The 19,389-nt window shown below is 60.2% G+C and carries 18 protein-coding genes and 8 tRNA genes; 17 read left to right on the top strand and 9 right to left on the bottom strand.

What is annotated here, in order from left to right:
* Positions 1–40 precede the first annotated feature (40 nt).
* The 3 genes from pmbA (at position 41) to DFR38_RS02700 (ending at position 3,181) form a co-directional block, all read left to right on the top strand.
* Entirely contained in the window at positions 41–1,399 is a 1,359-nt protein-coding gene (pmbA, locus tag DFR38_RS02710) for a metalloprotease PmbA (protein WP_170124150.1), read from the top strand.
* Positions 1,400–1,486: 87 nt separating this feature from the next.
* A complete protein-coding gene (locus DFR38_RS02705) occupies positions 1,487–2,626 on the top strand; it encodes a patatin-like phospholipase family protein (protein WP_059287510.1) in 1,140 nt (379 codons plus the stop codon).
* A 60-nt stretch (positions 2,627–2,686) separates the two neighbouring features.
* Positions 2,687–3,181, top strand: a complete 495-nt coding sequence (locus tag DFR38_RS02700; protein WP_239688858.1) for a disulfide bond formation protein B — start codon at positions 2,687–2,689, stop codon at positions 3,179–3,181.
* Positions 3,182–3,366: 185 nt separating this feature from the next.
* Here the strand turns inward: DFR38_RS02700 and DFR38_RS02695 are convergent.
* From DFR38_RS02695 to DFR38_RS02665, 7 genes are all read right to left on the bottom strand, one after another.
* A tRNA-Asp gene (locus DFR38_RS02695) sits at positions 3,367–3,443 on the bottom strand.
* A gap of 28 nt (positions 3,444–3,471) precedes the next feature.
* Positions 3,472–3,548 (bottom strand) — tRNA-Asp (locus DFR38_RS02690).
* A gap of 5 nt (positions 3,549–3,553) precedes the next feature.
* A tRNA-Val gene (locus DFR38_RS02685) sits at positions 3,554–3,629 on the bottom strand.
* A 26-nt stretch (positions 3,630–3,655) separates the two neighbouring features.
* Positions 3,656–3,732, bottom strand: a tRNA-Asp gene (locus DFR38_RS02680).
* A gap of 5 nt (positions 3,733–3,737) precedes the next feature.
* Positions 3,738–3,813, bottom strand: a tRNA-Val gene (locus tag DFR38_RS02675).
* Positions 3,814–3,838: 25 nt separating this feature from the next.
* Positions 3,839–3,915, bottom strand: a tRNA-Asp gene (locus DFR38_RS02670).
* 6 nt (positions 3,916–3,921) lie between these two features.
* Positions 3,922–3,997 (bottom strand) — tRNA-Val (locus DFR38_RS02665).
* Positions 3,998–4,215: 218 nt separating this feature from the next.
* On the opposite strand from DFR38_RS02665, the gene DFR38_RS02660 reads away from it, so the two are divergent.
* Both DFR38_RS02660 and tilS read left to right on the top strand, forming a co-directional pair.
* A complete protein-coding gene (locus tag DFR38_RS02660; protein WP_059286636.1) occupies positions 4,216–5,181 on the top strand; it encodes an acetyl-CoA carboxylase carboxyltransferase subunit alpha in 966 nt (321 codons plus the stop codon).
* The gene (gene tilS / locus DFR38_RS02655; RefSeq protein ID WP_211310706.1) at positions 5,171–6,484 is read left to right on the top strand and encodes a tRNA lysidine(34) synthetase TilS; all 1,314 of its coding nucleotides are present in this window, start codon (positions 5,171–5,173) and stop codon (positions 6,482–6,484) included. Before DFR38_RS02660 ends, tilS begins: the two co-directional genes overlap by 11 nt.
* 63 nt (positions 6,485–6,547) lie before the next feature.
* Here the strand turns inward: tilS and DFR38_RS02650 are convergent, their stop codons facing one another.
* Positions 6,548–7,237: a Bax inhibitor-1 family protein gene (locus tag DFR38_RS02650; protein ID WP_059286638.1), complete on the bottom strand. Its 690-nt coding sequence runs from the start codon at positions 7,235–7,237 to the stop codon at positions 6,548–6,550.
* A gap of 164 nt (positions 7,238–7,401) precedes the next feature.
* Here DFR38_RS02650 and DFR38_RS02645 point away from each other — a divergent pair.
* Positions 7,402–7,486: transfer RNA gene (locus tag DFR38_RS02645), tRNA-Leu, on the top strand.
* A gap of 643 nt (positions 7,487–8,129) precedes the next feature.
* Here the strand turns inward: DFR38_RS02645 and DFR38_RS02640 are convergent.
* Positions 8,130–8,510 (bottom strand): carboxymuconolactone decarboxylase family protein, encoded by a 381-nt coding sequence (locus tag DFR38_RS02640; RefSeq protein ID WP_059286640.1) that lies wholly within the window; start codon positions 8,508–8,510, stop codon positions 8,130–8,132.
* Between the two features lie 180 nt (positions 8,511–8,690).
* Here DFR38_RS02640 and DFR38_RS02635 point away from each other — a divergent pair, with 180 nt between their 5' ends.
* From DFR38_RS02635 to DFR38_RS02590, 11 genes are all read left to right on the top strand, one after another.
* Positions 8,691–9,278 (top strand): amino acid synthesis family protein, encoded by a 588-nt coding sequence (locus DFR38_RS02635; protein ID WP_059286641.1) that lies wholly within the window; start codon positions 8,691–8,693, stop codon positions 9,276–9,278.
* Positions 9,268–10,116, top strand: coding sequence for an alpha/beta fold hydrolase (locus DFR38_RS21405; protein WP_059286642.1), 849 nt, complete (start codon positions 9,268–9,270; stop codon positions 10,114–10,116). The genes DFR38_RS02635 and DFR38_RS21405 overlap by 11 nt, the downstream gene beginning before the upstream one ends.
* Positions 10,117–10,122: 6 nt before the next feature.
* A complete protein-coding gene (locus DFR38_RS21400; RefSeq protein WP_211310704.1) occupies positions 10,123–11,055 on the top strand; it encodes a flavin reductase in 933 nt (310 codons plus the stop codon).
* 54 nt (positions 11,056–11,109) lie between these two features.
* Positions 11,110–12,147, top strand: coding sequence for an LLM class flavin-dependent oxidoreductase (locus tag DFR38_RS02625; RefSeq protein WP_059286643.1), 1,038 nt, complete (start codon positions 11,110–11,112; stop codon positions 12,145–12,147).
* A gap of 26 nt (positions 12,148–12,173) precedes the next feature.
* Complete coding sequence (locus DFR38_RS02620) at positions 12,174–13,646, top strand: aldehyde dehydrogenase (RefSeq protein ID WP_059286644.1); 1,473 nt, start codon at positions 12,174–12,176, stop codon at positions 13,644–13,646.
* A 10-nt stretch (positions 13,647–13,656) separates the two neighbouring features.
* A complete protein-coding gene (locus tag DFR38_RS02615) occupies positions 13,657–13,971 on the top strand; it encodes an NIPSNAP family protein (RefSeq protein WP_059286645.1) in 315 nt (104 codons plus the stop codon).
* Positions 13,972–14,037: 66 nt separating this feature from the next.
* Positions 14,038–15,060, top strand: a complete 1,023-nt coding sequence (locus DFR38_RS02610) for an ABC transporter substrate-binding protein (RefSeq protein ID WP_059286646.1) — start codon at positions 14,038–14,040, stop codon at positions 15,058–15,060.
* Between the two features lie 70 nt (positions 15,061–15,130).
* Complete coding sequence (locus DFR38_RS02605) at positions 15,131–16,015, top strand: ABC transporter permease (protein WP_059286647.1); 885 nt, start codon at positions 15,131–15,133, stop codon at positions 16,013–16,015.
* Between the two features lies 1 nt (position 16,016).
* Positions 16,017–16,817: an ABC transporter permease gene (locus tag DFR38_RS02600; protein ID WP_059286648.1), complete on the top strand. Its 801-nt coding sequence runs from the start codon at positions 16,017–16,019 to the stop codon at positions 16,815–16,817.
* Positions 16,814–17,881, top strand: coding sequence for an ABC transporter ATP-binding protein (locus tag DFR38_RS02595; protein ID WP_110312951.1), 1,068 nt, complete (start codon positions 16,814–16,816; stop codon positions 17,879–17,881). The genes DFR38_RS02600 and DFR38_RS02595 overlap by 4 nt, the downstream gene beginning before the upstream one ends.
* A 55-nt stretch (positions 17,882–17,936) precedes the next feature.
* The gene (locus DFR38_RS02590; RefSeq protein WP_110312950.1) at positions 17,937–19,388 is read left to right on the top strand and encodes an NAD-dependent succinate-semialdehyde dehydrogenase; all 1,452 of its coding nucleotides are present in this window, start codon (positions 17,937–17,939) and stop codon (positions 19,386–19,388) included.
* Position 19,389 lies beyond the last annotated feature (1 nt).

The raw sequence follows: 19,389 nt of genomic DNA, 5'->3' as shown, positions 1-19,389 counted from the left end.
TGGCGGGCTGCGCCGCCGCATCGGCAAGGCAAAATACATCATGGTAGATAAGACATTGGCAGACAACACATTCAGTTTCAGCAAAGACGTATTAGCAGGCATCGCCAGTCGTGTACTGGAGCTGGCGCAACAGCATGGGGCTTCTGCCGCCGAAACCGATGTTTCCGAAGGTCTGGGCCAGACGGTCAGCGTACGGCTGGGCGAGGTGGAAACCATCGAGTACAACCAGGACAAGGGGGTGTCGGTCACCGTGTACCTGGGGCAGAAAAAAGGCCATGCCAGTACCTCTGACTTTTCCGAAACAGCCCTGCGCGATACGGTGAAGGCCGCGCTGGATATTGCGCGCTTTACTGCCGAGGACGAGTGTTCCGGCCTGGCCGACCGGCAGTTGCTGGCCACCGATTTTCCCGATCTGGATCTGTTCCACCCGTGGAATCTGCCGGTGGAGCAGGCCATCGAGCTGGCGCGGCAGTGTGAAGATGCTGCCAGGGCGGTGGATGCGCGCATCCGCAATTCCGAAGGAGCTTCGGTATCGGCGCAGGCCAGTCATTTCATCTATGCCAACAGTAATGGATTCCTGGCGGGTTATCCCGGCAGCCGTCACAGCATTTCTGCTGCGGTGGTGGCGGAAGAGGGCGGCTCGATGCAGCGCGATTACTGGTATTCGGCCGCGCGGCATCCGGATGATCTGGAGGACCCGCGCAAGATCGGCCGTATCGCCGGTGAACGGGCGGTGCGTCGCCTGTCGGCACGCCGGGTAAAGACCGGCCAGTACCCGGTGCTGTTCGAGGCGCCGGTGGCGGCATCCTTGCTGGGTCACCTGGTGTCGGCCATCAGCGGGGGCAATTTGTACCGCAAGTCTTCTTTCTTGCTGGATTGCCAGGGGCAGCAGATTTTCCATCCCAATATCACGGTGGATGAAGATCCCTTTGTATTGCGTGGCATGTCGAGCGGTGCCTTTGATAGCGAGGGGGTGGAAACCTCGGCGCGGCGGCTGGTGGATCAGGGGGTATTACAGGGCTATATGCTGGCCAGCTACTCGGCACGCAAGCTCGGTTTGCAGACAACCGGCAATGCCGGCGGCCCGCATAATCTGCTGGTGCACAGCACGGGGGAGAGCTTTGACGAGTTGTTGCAGCAGGTGGGAACTGGGCTGCTGGTCACCGAGCTGCTGGGCCATGGCATCAATACCGTGACCGGCGATTATTCGCGCGGCGCGGCCGGCTTCTGGGTGGAAAAGGGTGTGATCGCCTATCCGGTGGAGGAAATCACCATCGCGGGCAATCTGCGTGAAATGTTCCAGCGCATGGTGGCAGTTGGCACCGATACCTTGGCACGAGGTGGCAAAGTCATGGGTTCGGTGTTGATCGAATCGATGACCGTGGCGGGTGAAGACTGAGGCTGATGTGATGCGGCTGCTTGTCAGAGCAGCCGTTTTCCGGCTATGCCTATAACAACAACTAATGCATCCACAGCGAGGTGCAAGATGGCGGGGAAGAGCAAGATCGGTCTGGTGCTGTCGGGAGGCGGCGCCCGTGCCGCCTATCAGGCGGGCGTATTGCTGGCCATTTCGCGATTGCTGCCGGAGCCGGAACGCAATCCCTTTCCCATCATCTGCGGTACTTCGGCTGGCGCCATCAATGCCGTGGCAGTGGCTGCCGGGGCGGGCAATTATCGTCAGGCGGTGCGCTATCTGGCCCAGATGTGGAAGCAATTGCACATCAATAATGTTTACGATGCCAGCCTGGCCTATTTTCTCAAGACCTTTTTCCATTTTGGCATTTCCATCGCCACTGGCGGCCGCGGCTGGCGTAATCCGCGCAGCTTTCTGGATAATGCGCCATTGCGCGATTTTCTGGCACGCACCATGCCGCTGGATGGCATTCAGGATTCATTGCAGCAGCATGCCCTGCAGGCATTGGCCCTGACCGCCTCCTGTTTCAGTACCGGTATGTCGGTGACCTTTTTTGAGGGGCAGTCCGGTATCAACGAATGGTCCCGTCATCAGCGTATTGGCGTGCGCGAGAAAATCTCGCTGGATCATTTGATGGCCACATCGGCCATTCCGCTGATCTTTCCCTCGACCCAGATCGGCAAGCTGCATTATTGCGATGGCGCCATTCGGCAGATGGCCCCCTTGTCGCCGGCCCTGCATCTGGGGGCGGAAAAGCTGTTTATCGTCGGCTTGAGCAGTCAGCGGCCAGCAGGGGCCGAGCGCCGCACCACCGGGGTGGCGCCCAGCCCGGCACAGATATTCGGCCATCTGCTAAATAGTGTGTTCATCGACAGCATGTCGATGGATATGGAGCGCTTGTTGCGGGTGAATCACACGGTGTCTTTGCTGGAGGGGCATCAGGAACTGTGCACGCAAACCAGCCTCAAGCAGGTGGACATTTTCATGTTGAATCCCAGCAAATCGCTGGAAAGCATTGCTTACCAGTATGCCCATGAGTTTCCGCCGGTATTGCGCTTTCTGATGAAGGGGACGGGTGGCACGCGCCAGCGTGGCATGACGCTGGCGACCTATTTGCTGTTTGAGCCGGGATATTGCCGTGCCCTGATTGCGCTTGGTTACAAGGATGCGCTGAATCAGCGTGAGGCCATCAAACAATTTCTGGAACTTTGAGTCTGTAGCAAAATCTCAGAGCTTTCCTATTTCAGCCCAAAACATAAACAAGGGGATGTTGTGAGTATTCGTTTATCGCGCCGCCAAGGGTTCTTTCTGGTGGCGGCTGGCTGTGCCGCCGCCATGGGCTTTGCCCTGTATTCGCAGTATGTCTTGCAGCTGGAGCCTTGCCCGCTGTGCATTTTTCAGCGCGTTGGCGTTATTGCCGTCGGCCTGATTGCCCTCTTGGCGGCCTTGCATAACCCCGGTCGTGGCGGCTATCGCCTGTGGGCCGGGCTGGGCGTGCTGGCTGCGCTGGCGGGCGGGGCGGTTTCCGTGCGACAGCTGTGGTTGCAGAGTCTGCCGGAAGATCAGGTGCCCGCCTGCGGCCCTGGGCTGGACTACCTGATGGAAACCTCTCCCTTGTGGGATGTGCTGTCCAAGGTGTTCAAAGGCAGTGGCGAGTGTGCCAAGGTGGATTGGACTTTCCTCGGGCAGGCCATGCCATTTTGGGTGGCGGTATTTTTTGTCGGCGTGATTGCCATGCAGCTTTGGCTGGCCATGCGTAAGGATTGAGCTGCGCCATTACCAGCCGCCCGATGCCTGTGGTGGCTGGTGGTGTAGCGCACAATCGCCTGGCGAAACCCGGCAATGCCGGGTTTTTTGCATTGATGGCTGGTACGGAGTGTGGCAGGAAGACTGGTGTGGTTGAGGGTGGCTAGAAATGCAAAAAAGCAGCCATAGGCTGCTTTTTCTGATATTGGCGGAGTGGACGGGACTCGAACCCGCGACCCCCGGCGTGACAGGCCGGTATTCTAACCAACTGAACTACCACTCCAACCTTGGTGGGCGTTGACNNCTGATATTGGCGGAGTGGACGGGACTCGAACCCGCGACCCCCGGCGTGACAGGCCGGTATTCTAACCAACTGAACTACCACTCCAACCTTGGTGGGCGTTGACGGAGTCGAACCGCCGACATTCTGCTTGTAAGGCAGACGCTCTACCAACTGAGCTAAACGCCCGAAAGGGTTACTGCTGCATAATCTGTTGGCGGAGTGGACGGGACTCGAACCCGCGACCCCCGGCGTGACAGGCCGGTATTCTAACCAACTGAACTACCACTCCAACCTTGGTGGGCGTTGACGGAGTCGAACCGCCGACATTCTGCTTGTAAGGCAGACGCTCTACCAACTGAGCTAAACGCCCGAAAGGGTTACTGCTACTAATCTGTTGGCGGAGTGGACGGGACTCGAACCCGCGACCCCCGGCGTGACAGGCCGGTATTCTAACCAACTGAACTACCACTCCAAACCTTGGTGGGCGTTGACGGAGTCGAACCGCCGACATTCTGCTTGTAAGGCAGACGCTCTACCAACTGAGCTAAACGCCCTGAAACCTTTTCGCTGTCTGCGTTTGCGTCTCAGCGAGGAGGCGAATTAAAGCACAGCCATATTTTCAGCGCAAGGGGGTGGTTTCATTTTTTTGCATAAAACGGGCAAATCCCAAATCGACGCGCCATGCTGATTGAATTTTGTCAGACAGGGGCGTGACGGATTCTTTTGCACTCATGTATGATTGCCCGATTCGCTTAATCGGATGATGTGAATAATGAAGCCGACCTTTCTCGATTTTGAGCAGCCGATTGCCGAGCTCGAGAACAAGATAGAAGAGCTGCGTTTCGTGCAGGATGATTCCGTACTGGATATCTCCGAAGAAATCGCACGCCTGCAAAAGAAGAGTCTGGAACTGACCAAGACTCTATATGCCAAACTGTCCCCCTCGCAGATCTCCCAGGTGGCCCGCCACCCGCAGCGTCCCTATACACTGGACTACCTGCGCAGCATCTTCACGGATTTCGAAGAGCTGCATGGTGATCGATCCTTTGCCGACGACCCGGCAATCGTGGGTGGCTTGGCCCGTTTCAATGGCCAGTCTGTGATGGTGATTGGCCATCAGAAAGGCCGTGATACCAAGGAAAAGATCTACCGCAATTTCGGCATGCCGCGCCCGGAAGGCTATCGCAAGGCATTGCGCCTGATGAAGCTGGCCGAAAAGTTTGGCATCCCGATCATCACCTTCGTGGACACCCCGGGTGCCTATCCCGGCATTGGTGCGGAAGAGCGCGGCCAATCCGAAGCGATTGGGCGCAATCTCTACGAAATGGCAAGACTGCGTGTGCCCATCATCTGCACCATCATCGGTGAGGGTGGTTCCGGTGGTGCGCTGGCCATTGCCGTGGGCGACCAGGTCAATATGCTGCAGTACTCCACCTATTCGGTGATTTCGCCCGAAGGCTGTGCTTCCATTCTGTGGAAAACTGCCGAGCGTGCATCCGAAGCGGCCGAGGCGCTGGGCATTACCGCCAATCGTCTGAAGACCCTCGGCCTGATTGATCGCGTGGTGACCGAGCCGGTTGGTGGTGCACATCGTGATCATGCGCAAATGATGAATGCCATGAAGCGTGTGCTGCAGGAGCAATTGAAGGACTTTGCCAATCGTCCCATTGAAGTGCTGCTGAAAGAGCGCTTCGAGCGCTTGATGAGTTATGGACGTTACAAGGAAGATGCAGCCTGATCTGCTGGAAGCCCTGTTAGCCCACTGGCCGGACAATTTGTCCGGCCTTTGTGCTTTTGAGCTTGGACTGAGTGGTGGGCTCGATTCCATGGTGCTGTTGTCGCTGCTGGCTCGGGCGCGCCAGCAGCGGCCACAGCTGCGGCTGTCGGCCGTGCATGTGCATCACGGCCTGAATGCCGCAGCGGATGACTGGGTGCTGCATTGTCAGCAGGTGTGTCAACAGCTGGAAGTCCCCTTGCGGGTGGTCCGGGTTGCTGTCAGTCGTTCAGCCGGAGAGAGCCTGGAGGCCCAGGCCAGGCAGCAGCGCTACGCGGTGTATGCCCAGTCCACGGCCGAGGTGCTGGTACTGGCACATCACCTGGATGATCAATCCGAAACCGTGCTGTTGCAGCTGTTACGCGGTGGCGGCGTACGTGCGCTGTCGGGCATGCCCGTTGTGCGCAGACTAGGGGCGCTGCAATTGTGGCGGCCATTGCTTGGCTTTACCCGCCAGCAACTCGAACAGTACGCTGCAGTGCAGGGGCTGGTTTGGGTCGAAGATGACAGTAATGCGGACATTGCCTACCGCCGCAATTTACTGCGACACCGCATCATGCCGCTGCTGCAGCAGCATGTTCCGTCCTATCGGCAACAGCTTGAACGCAGCGCCTGGCATATGGCGCAGGCATCGCAGTTGGTGGATGAGGTGGCCGCCGCTGATTTGGCCAGTTGCACCACTGGCGCTGCGCTGGATGTCGAACGATTACTGTCCTTGTCGCCAGTGCGGCAGGGCTTTTTGCTGATGGCCTGGCTGCGGCATCTGGGGCAATCACAAGTCGCGCCGGAGCAATTGCAGGAATTTTTGCGCCAATTGCATGTGGCGGCGGCCGCCAGCCAGCCCTGTTTGCAATTGCCCGAGCTGGTTGTGGTGCGCTATCGCCAGCAGCTGCATGCCGTGCCGGTACGCCCAACCCAATCAGCGACTGTGTTGCGGTTTGATGCGTCGCAGCCAGTCAGCCGCCAGCCCGGCTGGGGCGGGCGTTTGCGCTGGGTGCGCGGCGGTGGTTTGTCCTTGCCCTCACTTGCTGGCGATCTGCAATTGCGCCCGCGGCAGGGTGGTGAGGTGTTGCAGCAGCCCGTAGGGCGCAAGCCGGTGAAGAAGCTGTTGCAGGAAGCGGGTATTCCGCCATTATTGCGCCGGCAATGGCCCTTGCTGTATGCCGCCGATGGTCGCTTGCTGGCCCTGCCCGGTGTGGCGGTAGCCAGTGATTGTTTCAGCGCGGAGGGATATTGGCCGGAATGGCTGCCGGGCTTGGACCATTAAACAGGGAAAATAAAAAAGCGCCCCGGCAAAGGGGCGCTTTTTTTACAGAAGCACGACGCAGGATCAGTCACGTTCGCCGCTGAAAGCCATCAGCAATTGCAGCAGGCTGGTGAACAGATTGTAAATGCTGATGTAAATCGACAGTGCTGCCGATACATAGCTGGTTTCACCCCCGTCTACCACAACCTTGACCTGCCACAGAATCATCAGCGAGCTGAACAGGGCAAAGGCGGCGGCAATCGCCAGTTGCATGCCCGGCATTTGCAGGAAGATATTCGCCACCACAGCCACCATCAGTACAATGGCGCCGATGGTGAGGAAGCTGCCCAGTGCAGACAGATCACGCTTGGTTGTGCTGGCAATGCCGGCCATGACCACAAAGACCAGCGAGGTGGCTGCGCCGGCGGTCATGATCAGCTGGCCGCCATTGCTCAAACGCAGTGCAAACTGCAGCAAGGGTCCCAGCAGCAGGCCCATCATGAAGGTAAAGCCCAGCATCAGGAACACGCCCAGCGAATTATTGCGGTTTTTCTCGATGGCAAAGACCAGGCCATAAAATACCGCCATGATGGCCAGCATGCCCATGATGGGGCTGGCTGCCATGAAGGCGAAATTGAGATGTGTGCCAATCAGGGCACCCATTACCGTGGGGATCATCGACAGGCCCAGCAGCGCATAGGTATTGCGCAGCACCTTGTTGCGTAGGCCGCTGGTCGTGCTGGTCTGGTAGGTATTGTGCAGGTCCGGTTGCATGCTGCCCTCTCTATTGTTGGGTTTGTTGCGCTGTCACAAAACAGTGTGCCTGCATTGTGACATGAAAACATGCCAATGGTTCATTCGACATGGTGCTTGAACAGCGTGGAATCCTGAGGTATATTTGCCGCCTCTTTCGCAGTGCTTTCCGGCGCTGCTGATGGGCGAGCGTGGCGGAATTGGTAGACGCACTGGATTTAGGTTCCAGCGCCGCAAGGCGTGAGAGTTCGAGTCTCTCCGCTCGCACCACAGATTTTTCTCCTGATAGTCCGTATTTCTCCGAAAAGACCGTGGATAAAGAGGTTTTAGCCTTTTTCTACGGTGTCAGCAGCTCTGTATTCCACTGTAAAACGCCGTATTACCCGATACCCGCTGTCGCAAATTGGTCGCATGGATTGTCGTGCGTGCTCGCAAGGGCTGACTGGCGGTTTGGTTTTTGCCGGGCAGGGTTTGGCTGCCGTGCGATTTTCTGCAAGCTGGCAGAGGCTGGAACCGGAAAGTCCTCCGCCTGATGGCAGGGTGTTCCTCTGCTGCGGCAAGTGCGCCTTCCCGTGGGCCAAGAGTGACACGATCTTGCCGCCCGGCTTGAGAATGCCTACGGATTTTGCCAATGCACCCCCTTGCTGGTCCCGACACCGGCTTATAGTCATGCAGCACGTTTTCGAACTCATGATGCGTGTAGTCAAGTTGCCTGTAGTCAATGAGCTGATCGGCTCCAGGACGGCTGGGCTGTTGGCCATTGCCGCTGCGGGTGGTGCTGCCGACCCTGGCTCTTTGCTGGCGGTACGGCGGCACGCAGTATCCGGCCGGGTGTGCTGTTGCTTGCGAGCCAGTGCCATGCCGGGACTGCGGGCCGCTCAGTCCACGGCATGGCGATGCGTGCTGGCTGGGGCTAAGCGCTAGCAGGCTCGGCAAAGACTTCCCGGGCAATCCGCATGGCGTCTACTGCTGCGGGGACGCCGCAGTAGATGGCGATCTGCAGGATTGCTTCCACGATTTCCTCCTTGCTGCACCCATTGTTCAATGCGCCACGCATGTGCAGTTTCAGCTCGTGTGGGCGATTCAGAGCGGCAATCATGCCCAGGTTGATCAGGCTGCGCGTCTTGCGTGGTAGTCCTTCGCGTGCCCACACCGTGCCCCAGCAGTATTCAGTCACCAGCTGCTGCAGCGGCATGCTCAGGGCGTCGGCATTGTTCAGTGCCTGATTGACATAGTCCTCTCCCAGTACCGCCTTGCGGATGTCCAGGCCCTGCTGAAATGTTTCCGTGCTCATTACTTGCTCCTTGTTGTGGTCGATGAAAGTGAAAGCGCTGCGTTGTTGTGGGTGTGTCATTTTTGTTTGTCCGATGGTATACCATCATACAAATACCTTGTAATCGATTTTTTCTTGGTATACCGTAATACCATCATATTTAGTGATGGCCATCGCAGCCAGACAACAGGAGACAGAAAGATGGATGCCGGTATTCGCAAGGTGGTGAGCTATGTTGAGGAAACGCTGATCGAGGGAGGGAAGGCCGCGCCCGTGCCGCTGAAGATGTTTGCGGCGGCGGTGGTGCTGAAAAATCCGTGGCATGGGCGCGGCTTTGTCGAGGACCTGAAGCCGGAGATTCATGCCATCGCACCGGTGCTGGGGGAGCTGCTGACTGCGGAAATCCTGCGCATGGCCGGTTCCGGTGCCGTGATCGAGGGCTATGGCAAGGCTGCGGTGGTGGGGGTGGCGGGGGAGATCGAGCATGCCTCGGCGCTGATCCACACCCTGCGTTTTGGCAATTTCTATCGCAAGGCGGTGGGTGCCAAGAGCTACCTGAGCTTTACCAATGTGCGGGGCGGGCCCAATTGCGCCATCTCCATCCCGATGATGCACAAGGATGATGAGGGCATGCGTTCGCATTATCTGACCCTCCAGTTTTCCATCAATGATGCGCCGGCCGCCGATGAAATCGTGGTGGCGCTGGGTGCATCCATCGGTGGCCGGCCGCACCATCGCATCGGCAACCGCTATCAGGACCTGCAGGAGCTTGGCAGCAATGAAGCCTGAACATGCTCCTCTGCCAGTACCGATGGCAGGCACGGCAGACGGTACGGCGTTCACTGTCCATGGCAGCGGAGAGCCGCTGGTCCTGGTGCATGGCGTGGGCATGGGCAAGGAAATCTGGACGCCGCAGATTGCCGCCTTCAGCCGGGACTACCAGGTGATTGTCTACGACATGCTGGGCCATGGTGGCAGTGCATTGCCCGCGGCGGATGCCACATTGCGTGATTACGCAGAGCAGCTGGCGGGTTTGCTAGACCACCTGGGCATTGCCGCCGCCAATGTGGTGGGGCACTCGATGGGGGCGCTGGTGGCGCTGGAGTTTGCCCTGGCTTATCCGCAACGGGTACTGCGCGTGGCGGCCTTGAATGCGGTGTTCATGCGCACGGCCGCACAGCGTGCGGCGGTGCTGGAGCGTGCGGCAGCCCTGGCGCACGGCGGTGTGACGGCGACCGTGGATTCGACACTGGATCGCTGGTTTGGCAAGCCGGTGCCCTTAGCGCTGGAGCAGTCGGCCAGCATGGTGCGCCACTTTTTGCACAGTGTGAATCCGCTAGGTTATGCCCGGACCTACCAGCTGTTTGCCTGCTCGGATGCGGTGCATGCGGAGGGGCTGCCATCGCTGGCCATGCCGGCACTGTTCATGACCGGCGAGTGTGATCCCAACTCCAGCCCGGACATGTCGCGCGCCATGGCGGCACTGGCACCGCAGGGGCAGCTGGATATCGTGGCGGCAGAACGCCACATGATGAATGTCACTGCCCCGGACAGGGTGAACCGGCGGCTGCGCATTTTCCTGGAAACCACCCGTGGCGGGGTGACTGGCTGTCATTCGCAGGAGTGAGGAATCATGTCGAAAACGATTGATGCAATGGAGTTTCGCAAGACCCTGGGTGCTTTTGTCACCGGGGTGACAGTGGTCAGCACCCGGCAGGAAGATGGCACGCCACGCGGTTTTACCGCCAATTCGTTTACCTCGGTATCGCTGGACCCGGCGCTGGTGCTGATCTGCATTGGCAAGTCTGCCGCCAGTTACCCGGTATTTTCTGCCGCGGGGCATTTTTCCATCAGCATTCTGGCCGAGGATCAGAAGCAGGTGTCCAGTCTGTTCGCTTCCAAGGCGGCGGACAAATTCGAGCAAGTGGCATGGCAGCAAGGCCAGACCGGTAGTCCGATCATTGCTGGCGCCGCCGCCTGGTTTGATTGTGAAACCCATCAAGTGGTGGAGGCGGGCGACCATATCATCCTGATCGGCCGCGTGGTGGATTTTGCCAATACCAGTGTCAGCCCGCTCGGTTACGGGCGTGGGGCCTACCTTACCTTCAGCCTGTCGCAAGACGCGCTGGCCGCTGCCGGGCCGCGTGCCAGGGTGGGGGCCATTCTGGAGTATCAGGGTGGGGTGGTGCTGCTGAAAACGGACAGGGGTTACACGTTGCCCACTGGCACACGGCTGGAACCGGCATCCGATGCCCACAGCCTGCGTGGCGTGCTGGCCGGGCTGGGGCTGGATGCGCAGCTGGACTTCCTGTTTGCGGTATACGAGGACGGTGCTGCCGACGCCACTGGCGTCAATGTGTTCTACCGGGGCCGGGTGTCCGGGGCATGGCCGGCCACCAGCAGTTTGCAGTGGCTGGCGCTGGACAGCATTCCATGGGAGCAGGTCGCTGATGAGGCAGAGCGCGCCATGCTGCAGCGCTTTGTGCGCGAGCGTACCGAAGACGCCTTCGGGATTTACATGGGTGATGCCCAGCGTGGTTCGGTGCAGTCGCTGGCACGGGCATGAAACGTCGCAATAGAAAAACAGCTTCAATTCGAAAGCAATGAGGAGAGTGACATCATGAAGTTTTCGCTGTTTCTGCACATGGAGCGCTACGACGCTGCCAAGCCGCACAAAGAGTTGTTTGATGAGATGACCGCACTGGTGCAGGTGGCCGAAAAGGGTGGTTTCGAGACCGCCTGGATTGGCGAGCACCACGGCATGGAATTCACCATCGCCCCCAATCCCTTTGTCAATCTGGCTTACCTGGCCGCCAAAACCAGCAAGATCCGCCTGGGCACCGGCACGGTGGTGGCACCGTTCTGGCATCCCATCAAGCTGGCTGGCGAAATCGGCATGACGGACCTGGCCAGCAATGGTCGGCTGGATGTGGGCATTGCACGGGGGGCTTATTCTTTTGAATACGAACGCATGTTCCCGGGGCTGGATGCCTGGGGGGCCGGTGGCCGTTTGCGCGAGATGATTCCCTGCCTGCAACAATTATTCGCCGGTGATTATGCCCACCAGGGCGAATACTGGAGCTTCCCCCAGACCACGCCGGTTCCCCGTCCCTTGCAACAGCCGCATCCGCCGCTGTGGGTGGCTGCGCGTGACCCCAATTCCCATGACTTTGCCGTGTCGCAAGGCTGCAATGTGCAGGTGACCTCGCTGGCGGCCGGCGACGGGGAAGTGGCCAGCCTGATGGCGCGCTTCAATGCCGCCTGCGCCAATCACCCGGATGTGCCGCGGCCGCAAATCATGATGCTGATGCATACCTTTGTTGGCGAAAACGCTGCCGAGGTGGACGCAGGTGTTGATGACATGCGCCGTTTCTACTGCTATTTCAGCAAGTGGTTCAAGAACGAAAAGCCGATCAGGCAGGGCTTTATCGAGCCGCTGAACGAGGAAGACCTGGCGATGTTCCCCAACTATGCGCCGGAGTTGATTCGCAACAATCTGGTGATCGGTACGCCAGACGAGGTGATCGCCCGCCTGAAGGGCTACGAGGCGCTGGGCTACGACCAGTACAGCTTCTGGATAGACAGTCATATGGATTTCGAGCGCAAGCTCAAGTCGCTGGAGCTGTTCATCAAGCAGGTCATGCCGGCATTTGCCTGATTGGACGATTGCAAGGAGCCGTCACCATGTTGCGCAGCTTTCAGCAGTATATCGACGGGGTGTTTGAAGATGGCGACACCCGTTTTGACAGCATCAATCCTGCCAATGGCAGGGCGTGGGCCAGCATGCCGGCCGCCAGTGCCGACGATGTAGACCGTGCAGTCAAGGCCGCACATCGGGCTTTTCTCGACCCGGCCTGGGCCGGCCTCACCGCCAGCCAGCGCGGCAAGCTGCTGTACAAGCTGGCCGAACTGGTGGCCCAGCATGCCGACCAGCTGGCCGCGCTGGAAACGGCGGATACCGGCAAGATCATCCGCGAAACACGCAGCCAGATTGGCTATGTGGCCGAGTATTACCGCTATTACGCCGGTCTGGCCGACAAGATCCAGGGTGCCTGCCTGCCGGTGGATAAGCCGGATATGGAAGCCTTCTTGCGCCGCGAACCCATTGGCGTGGTTGCCGCCATCGTGCCGTGGAATTCCCAGCTGTTTCTGTCTGCCGTCAAGCTGGGCCCGGCACTGGCCGCGGGCTGCACCGTGGTGCTGAAAGCCTCGGAAGAGGGCCCGGCCCCCTTGCTGGAGTTCGCCCGGCTGGTTCATCAGGCAGGCTTCCCGCCCGGTGTGGTGAATGTGCTGACCGGCTATGGCCAGGACTGTGGCCAGGTGCTGACCAGCCACCCGCTGGTGGCGCGCATTGCCTTTACCGGCGGACCGGAAACCGCCCGCCACATCGTGCGTAATTCGGCAGAGAACCTTGCCTATACCACGCTGGAGCTGGGCGGCAAATCCCCGGTGCTGGTGTTTGATGATGTCGATGTGGACAGCGTCAGCAATGCCATTGTGGCCGGTATTTTTGCCGCCAGCGGCCAAAGCTGTGTGGCCGGCTCGCGCCTGCTGGTGCAGCGCGGGGTCAAAGACCGTCTGCTGGCCAGGCTGCAGGCCAAGGCCGAGGCCATCCATATTGGCGATCCGCAGGACAGCGCCACCGAAATGGGCCCGCTGGCCACCCGCCGCCAGCGCGAGCATATCGAAAAAGTGGTTGCCGCCAGCGTGCAGGCCGGCGCCGAGCTGCTGACCGGCGGTGGGGTTCCGGCCGGGCGGCAGGATGGCTATTACTACCTGCCCACCATTCTGAGTTGCCCGGACGCGCAGATTCCCAGTGTCACTACGGAGCTGTTTGGTCCGGTGCTCAGCGTGCTGACCTTCGATAGCGAGGCCGAAGCCGTGGCCCTGGCCAATGACAGTGTGTATGGCCTGGCTGCCGGAGTATTCACCCGCGACCTGAGCCGCGGCCACCGGCTGACCCGCGCCCTGCGTGCCGGCATTGTCTGGGTGAATACCTACCGGGCGGTGTCACCCATCGTGCCGTTTGGCGGCTATGGCCAGAGTGGCCTGGGCCGGGAGGGCGGCATGGAGTCGGTGCTGGATTACACCCGGACCAAGTCGGTGTGGATTCGTACCTCGGATGAGCCGATTGCCGACCCCTTCGTGATGCGCTGAGGAGCATGCCATGTATTACGAAATCCGCACCTACCGCATCAAGACCGGGGCACTGCCGGCCTATCTCAAGCTGGTGGAGGAAGAGGGCATTGCCTTGCAAAAGCAGTATCTGGGAGAGCTGGTGGGCTATTTCTACTCGGAAATCGGCCCCTTGAACCAGATTGTGCACATTTGGGCTTACCCCGGTCTGGATGAGCGCGAAACGCGACGTGCCGCACTGGCCGCAGACCCGGCGTGGGTCGCCTTTGCCCCGAAAATCCAGGCGCTGCTGGAAGAAATGGAAAGCAAGATCATGAAAGCGGCCGCCTTTTCCCCGTTGCAGTAGATCGTCCAAACAGCAATACCACGCAAGAGAAACAGAAGCACAGACTTCTACACAGGAGATGACATCATGAATGCAGCAAAACCGATCCGCACCCGTCTGGCCTTGCTGGCCGGCATCAGCCTGTTGGCCGCCGCTCCCGCCATGGCGGAAAGCCTGGTGTTCACCAGCTGGGGCGGTACGACCCAGCAAGCGCAACAGAAAAACTGGGCCCAGCCTTTCAGCGCCGCCAGCGGCATCGCCGTTGCCATGGATGGCCCCACCGATTACGGCAAGTTCAAGGCCATGGTGGAAAGCGGCAATGTCACCTGGGATGTGGTGGACGTGGAGGGCGACTTTGCCTATCGCGCCGCCAAGGATGGCCTGCTGGAGCCGCTGGACCAGTCCAAACTGAAGGGCATAGACCCGCGCTTTATCTCTGCCAACGCAGTGGGCAGTTTTTATTACTCCTTTGTGCTGGGCTACAACAAGCAAGCGGTAAAGGGAACGGCCCCGGCAGCGTGGAGTGATCTGTTCGACCTGAAACGCTATCCGGGCAAACGCACGCTGTACAAGTGGTCGGCGCCGGGCGTGCTGGAACTGGCCTTGCTGGCCGATGGCGTGCCGGCCAGCAAGCTGTATCCGCTGGATATCGACCGCGCCTTCAAGAAGCTGGACACCATCAAGAGCCAGATTGTCTGGTGGACCGGTGGCGCCCAGTCACAGCAATTGCTGGCCTCTGGTGAAGCCAGCATCGGCATGTTCTGGAATGGCCGCATCAATGCCTTGCAGCACAGCGGAGCACCGGTAGGCATGTCGTGGAAGCAGAACCTGACTGCCGCCGACATGCTGGTGATTCCAAAGGGCAGCAAGAACAAGGCCGCGGCCATGCAGTTCCTCGCCTATGCCACCAGTGCCGAGGCGCAAGCGAAATTTGCCACGGAAACCGGTTATGCCCCGGTCAACCTGCAATCTAAAACCAAGATGACCCCCGCTGCGGTCAAGACGCTGCCCGACCAGTTCAGCGCCAGCCAGATCAATCTGGACATGCGCTACTGGGCCGAGCACCGCGACGAGATTGCCAAGCGCTGGTATGCCTGGCAGACCCAGTAAGGCAGGAATGCCGTGGCCTTGCCGCAGCGCAGGGCCACGGCCTGTGTCGCGATTGTCCCGAGGAGCTGTCATGCCCACTGCTTTGAGTTCGGTTGCTGTGCCGGCGCGCCGTCGATTCCGGCTGAGCGCCGAGACGCGCGGCATCAAATTGATGCTGCCGGTATTGCTGTTGTTGGTGTTGTGTTTTCTGGTGCCGGTGATCACCTTGCTGCTGCGCAGCGTCATGGAACCGACGCCTGGCTGGCAAAACTATGCTGAATTGCTTGGTTCGCAAACCTATGTGCGGGTGTTTTTCAATACCTTCATGGTAGCCGGCGTGGTTACGCTGATTACCTTGCTGGTGGGTTTTCCCACCGCCTGGTTGCTGGCCATCCTGCCGCAGCGCTGGTCGCGGCTGATGTTTGCCGTGCTGCTGCTGTCGATGTGGACCAATCTGCTGGCGCGCACCTATGCCTGGATGGTGCTGTTGCAGCAGACGGGCTTGATCAACCGGGTGCTGATGGCGCTGGGCGTGATTGATCAGCCCTTGGCGCTGGTGAATAACCTGGTCGGCGTCACCATCGGCATGACCTATATCATGCTGCCCTTCCTTGTGTTGCCCCTGCATGCCACCCTGCGCGCCATCGACCCTTCCACGCTGCGCGCCGCCGCGGTATGTGGTGCCAGCCGCTGGCAGTCCTTGCGTCTGGTGCTGTTGCCACTGGCCTTGCCCGGTATTGCCTCCGGGGCCTTGATGGTGTTTGTGATGTCGCTGGGCTATTACGTGACGCCCGCTTTGCTGGGCGGTACCAGCTACATGATGCTGGCCGAGCTGATCGCCCAACTGGTGCAGTCCTTGCTCAACTGGGGTCTGGCCGGTGCGGCTGCCTTTGTCCTGCTGGTGGTGACCCTGGGCTTGTATGCCGTGCAGCTGCGCTATCTGGGTGCGGGCCGCAGTGAAATGGGAGGGCGCTGACATGTTGCTGGATTATGACCGTCTGGGCGGCTGGCGTTGGGGCCTGGTGGCGATTGGCAGCGCCGTCATGCTGTTTCTGTTGCTGCCCATCGTATTCATTGCGGCATTGTCCTTCGGCGATTCGCAATGGCTGGTCTTTCCACCGCCGGGCTGGACCACGCAGTGGTATCAGCAGCTGCTGACCGACCCGGTCTGGGTCAATGCGCTGCTGACCAGTGCCAAGGTGGCTGTCATGGTCACGCTGCTGTCGGTGGTGCTGGGACTGCTGGCGGCCTTGGGCCTGGCGCGTAGCCGTTTCTTTGGCAAGAGTGCATTGCAGGCGTTTTTCCTGACCCCCATGGTATTGCCGGTGGTGGTGCTGGCGGTGGCCCTGTATGCCTTTTTCCTCAAGCTGGGCCTGACCGGAACGCTGACCGGCTTTGTGATTGGTCACCTGATCATCGCCTTGCCGTTTTCCATCATCACCATCGGCAATTCGCTGCAGAGCTTCGACTCCGCACTGGAAGACGCCGCCATGATCTGTGGTGCCGGGCCACTGGAAGTGAAATGGCGGGTGACCTTGCCCGCCATCCGGCTGGGACTGTTTGCCGCGGCCATCTTTTCCTTCCTGATTTCCTGGGATGAAGTGGTGCTGTCCATCTTCATGGCCAGTCCCACCTTGCAAACCCTGCCGGTCCTGATCTGGAGCACGCTGCGCCAGGATCTGACCCCGGTCATTGCCTCCGCATCCACCTTGCTGGTCGCCTTTACGGTGCTGCTGATGCTGCTGGCTTCCTTTTTGAAGAAAGGCTCACGCCAATGACGACTCCATTCCTGCAGATTCGTGGCCTGCGCAAAACCTACGATCAGGTGGTGGCCATCGATCAGGTCTCCCTGGACATCAAACAGGGTGAGTTCATGACCTTTCTCGGACCGTCCGGTTCGGGCAAGAGCACCACGCTGTATATCGTGGCCGGCTTTCAGGAGCCGACCGAAGGGCAGGTGCTGTTGAACGGCAAGTCCTTGCTGGATGTGGCACCCAACAAGCGCAACATCGGCATGGTGTTTCAGCGCTATACCCTGTTTCCGCACCTGACCGTGGGCGAAAACGTGGCCTTTCCCTTGCGCGTGCGCCGCCGTCCGGAGTCGGAGGTCAAGGCCAAGGTGGCCAAGATGCTGGAACTGGTGCATCTGGCGGAGTATCGCGACCGCCTGCCCGGCCAGTTGTCCGGTGGCCAGCAACAGCGGGTGGCCATTGCCCGCGCCCTGGCCTATGACCCGCCGCTATTGCTGATGGATGAGCCGCTGTCGGCGCTGGACAAAAAGCTGCGCGAGGAAATCCAGTTCGAGCTGCGCCGCATCCATCAGGAAACCGGGGTGACCATTCTGTATGTGACGCACGATCAGGAAGAAGCGCTGCGCCTGTCCGACCGCATTGCGGTGTTCAGCCAGGGGCGTATCGAACAGGTGGGCACGGGTGAGGAGCTGTACGAGCATCCCTCGTCGCGCTTTGTGGCGGGTTTCATTGGTAATTCCAACTTCCTGCCGGTCAAGGTGGAGCAAATGGGCGGTGGCCGCGCCCGTGCCATCTTCCCCAATGGTCAGGCAGTGGAGGGGGATGCCCGGGCCTTTGCCGCCGGTAGCGAGGGCACGCTGATGGTGCGGCCGGAGAAAATGCGGATTCGTCCGCATGCCGCCTCGGCCCGCGGCCTGGCCGTCACCGTGCGCGACATGACCTATCTGGGCGACAGCATGCATTTTGCCGTGCAAACCCCCTGGGAACAGGAGCTGGCGGTACGCATGGCGGTGGGGGATGGCCAGGGGCTGTGCATCGGCTCATCGGCTGTGCTGGAGTGGGACGCGCAGCACGGGCATGTGTTTGCCTGAATGCAGACCGTAGCAATCAGGGCGACGGACGTGCTCCGTCGCTGAAGGGTGAAGCATGGATCAATTGCAGGAAACCGGGCTGTTAGTGCAGCGCTGCTATATCAATGGCCTGTGGGTGGACGCGGCAGAACGCCTGCCGGTGTGCAATCCGGCCACGGGCGAGCAGATCGCCAGCGTTCCGCGCATGGGCGCGGCGGAAACCCGGCAGGCGATTGCGGCTGCCGCGAATGCTGGCCCCGGCTGGCGGGCCTTGAGCGGCAAGCAGCGGGCGCAGTATCTGCGGCGCTGGTTTGATCTGGTGCTGCAGCATGAGGACGCCCTGGCCCGGATATTGACTGCCGAAATGGGCAAGCCACTGGCCGAGGCACGGGGCGAGATTGCTTACGGCGCCAGTTATATCGAGTGGTTTGCCGAAGAAGCCAAGCGGATGCATGGCGAGGTGATTCCTGCGCCGGGTCCCGACCGCCGCTTGCTTACCCTCAAGCAGCCGGTGGGGGTGGTGGCGGCAATTACCCCCTGGAACTTCCCAAATGCCATGCTGGCACGTAAGATCGCCCCGGCGCTGGCTGCCGGTTGCACGGTGGTGGCCAAGCCGGCGGAGCTGACGCCCTTGTCGGCGCTGGCACTGGCCCGGCTGGCCGAGCTGGCCGGTATGCCGGCGGGCGTGATCAATGTGCTGACTGGTGATCCGCTGGCCATTGGCGCTGAGCTGACCGGCAATCCGCTGGTACGCAAGCTGACCTTTACCGGTTCAACGGAAGTCGGGCGGCTGCTGCTGCGCCAGTGTGCGGATACGGTCAAGAAAGTCAGCATGGAGCTGGGCGGCAATGCGCCGTTCATCGTGTTTGACGATGCCGATCTGGATGCCGCGGTCGAAGGCGCCATGCTGTCCAAATACCGCAATGCCGGGCAGACCTGCGTCTGTGCCAACCGGCTGTATGTGCAGGATGGCATTTACGAAGCCTTTGTGTCCCGCTTGCGGGAGCGGGTGGCGACCTTGCAAGTGGGCAATGGCATGGCGGCCGGGGTGACAATGGGTCCGCTGATAGACCATAAAGCCCTGGCCAAGGTGGAGGCGCACATTGCCGATGCCCTGGCGCAGGGGGCCAGGGTCGTGCTGGGCGGGCAGCGCCATCCGCTGGGCGGCAGCTTTTTCGAGCCGACCATCTTGCGCGATGTGACATCTGCCATGCGCGTGGCGCGGGAAGAAACCTTTGGCCCCTTGGCGCCGGTGTTCCGTTTTCGCGATGAACAGGATGTCGTGGCCCAGGCCAATGCCAGCGAATTTGGCCTGGCCGCCTACTTTTTCAGTCGCGACCATGCGCGTATCTGGCGGGTGGCGGAGGCGCTTGAAGTCGGCATGGTCGGGATCAATACCGGGCTGATTGCAAGCGAGGCGGCCCCCTTCGGCGGCATCAAGCAATCGGGCAGTGGTCGGGAAGGTTCCCGCCATGGGATCGACGACTACCTTGAAATAAAATACCTGTGTATGGGTGGAATTGAATAAA

Source organism: Aquitalea magnusonii (genome assembly GCF_003202035.1).
Classification (GTDB): domain Bacteria; phylum Pseudomonadota; class Gammaproteobacteria; order Burkholderiales; family Chromobacteriaceae; genus Aquitalea; species Aquitalea magnusonii.
This window is presented reverse-complemented; position numbering and strand designations above follow the sequence as displayed.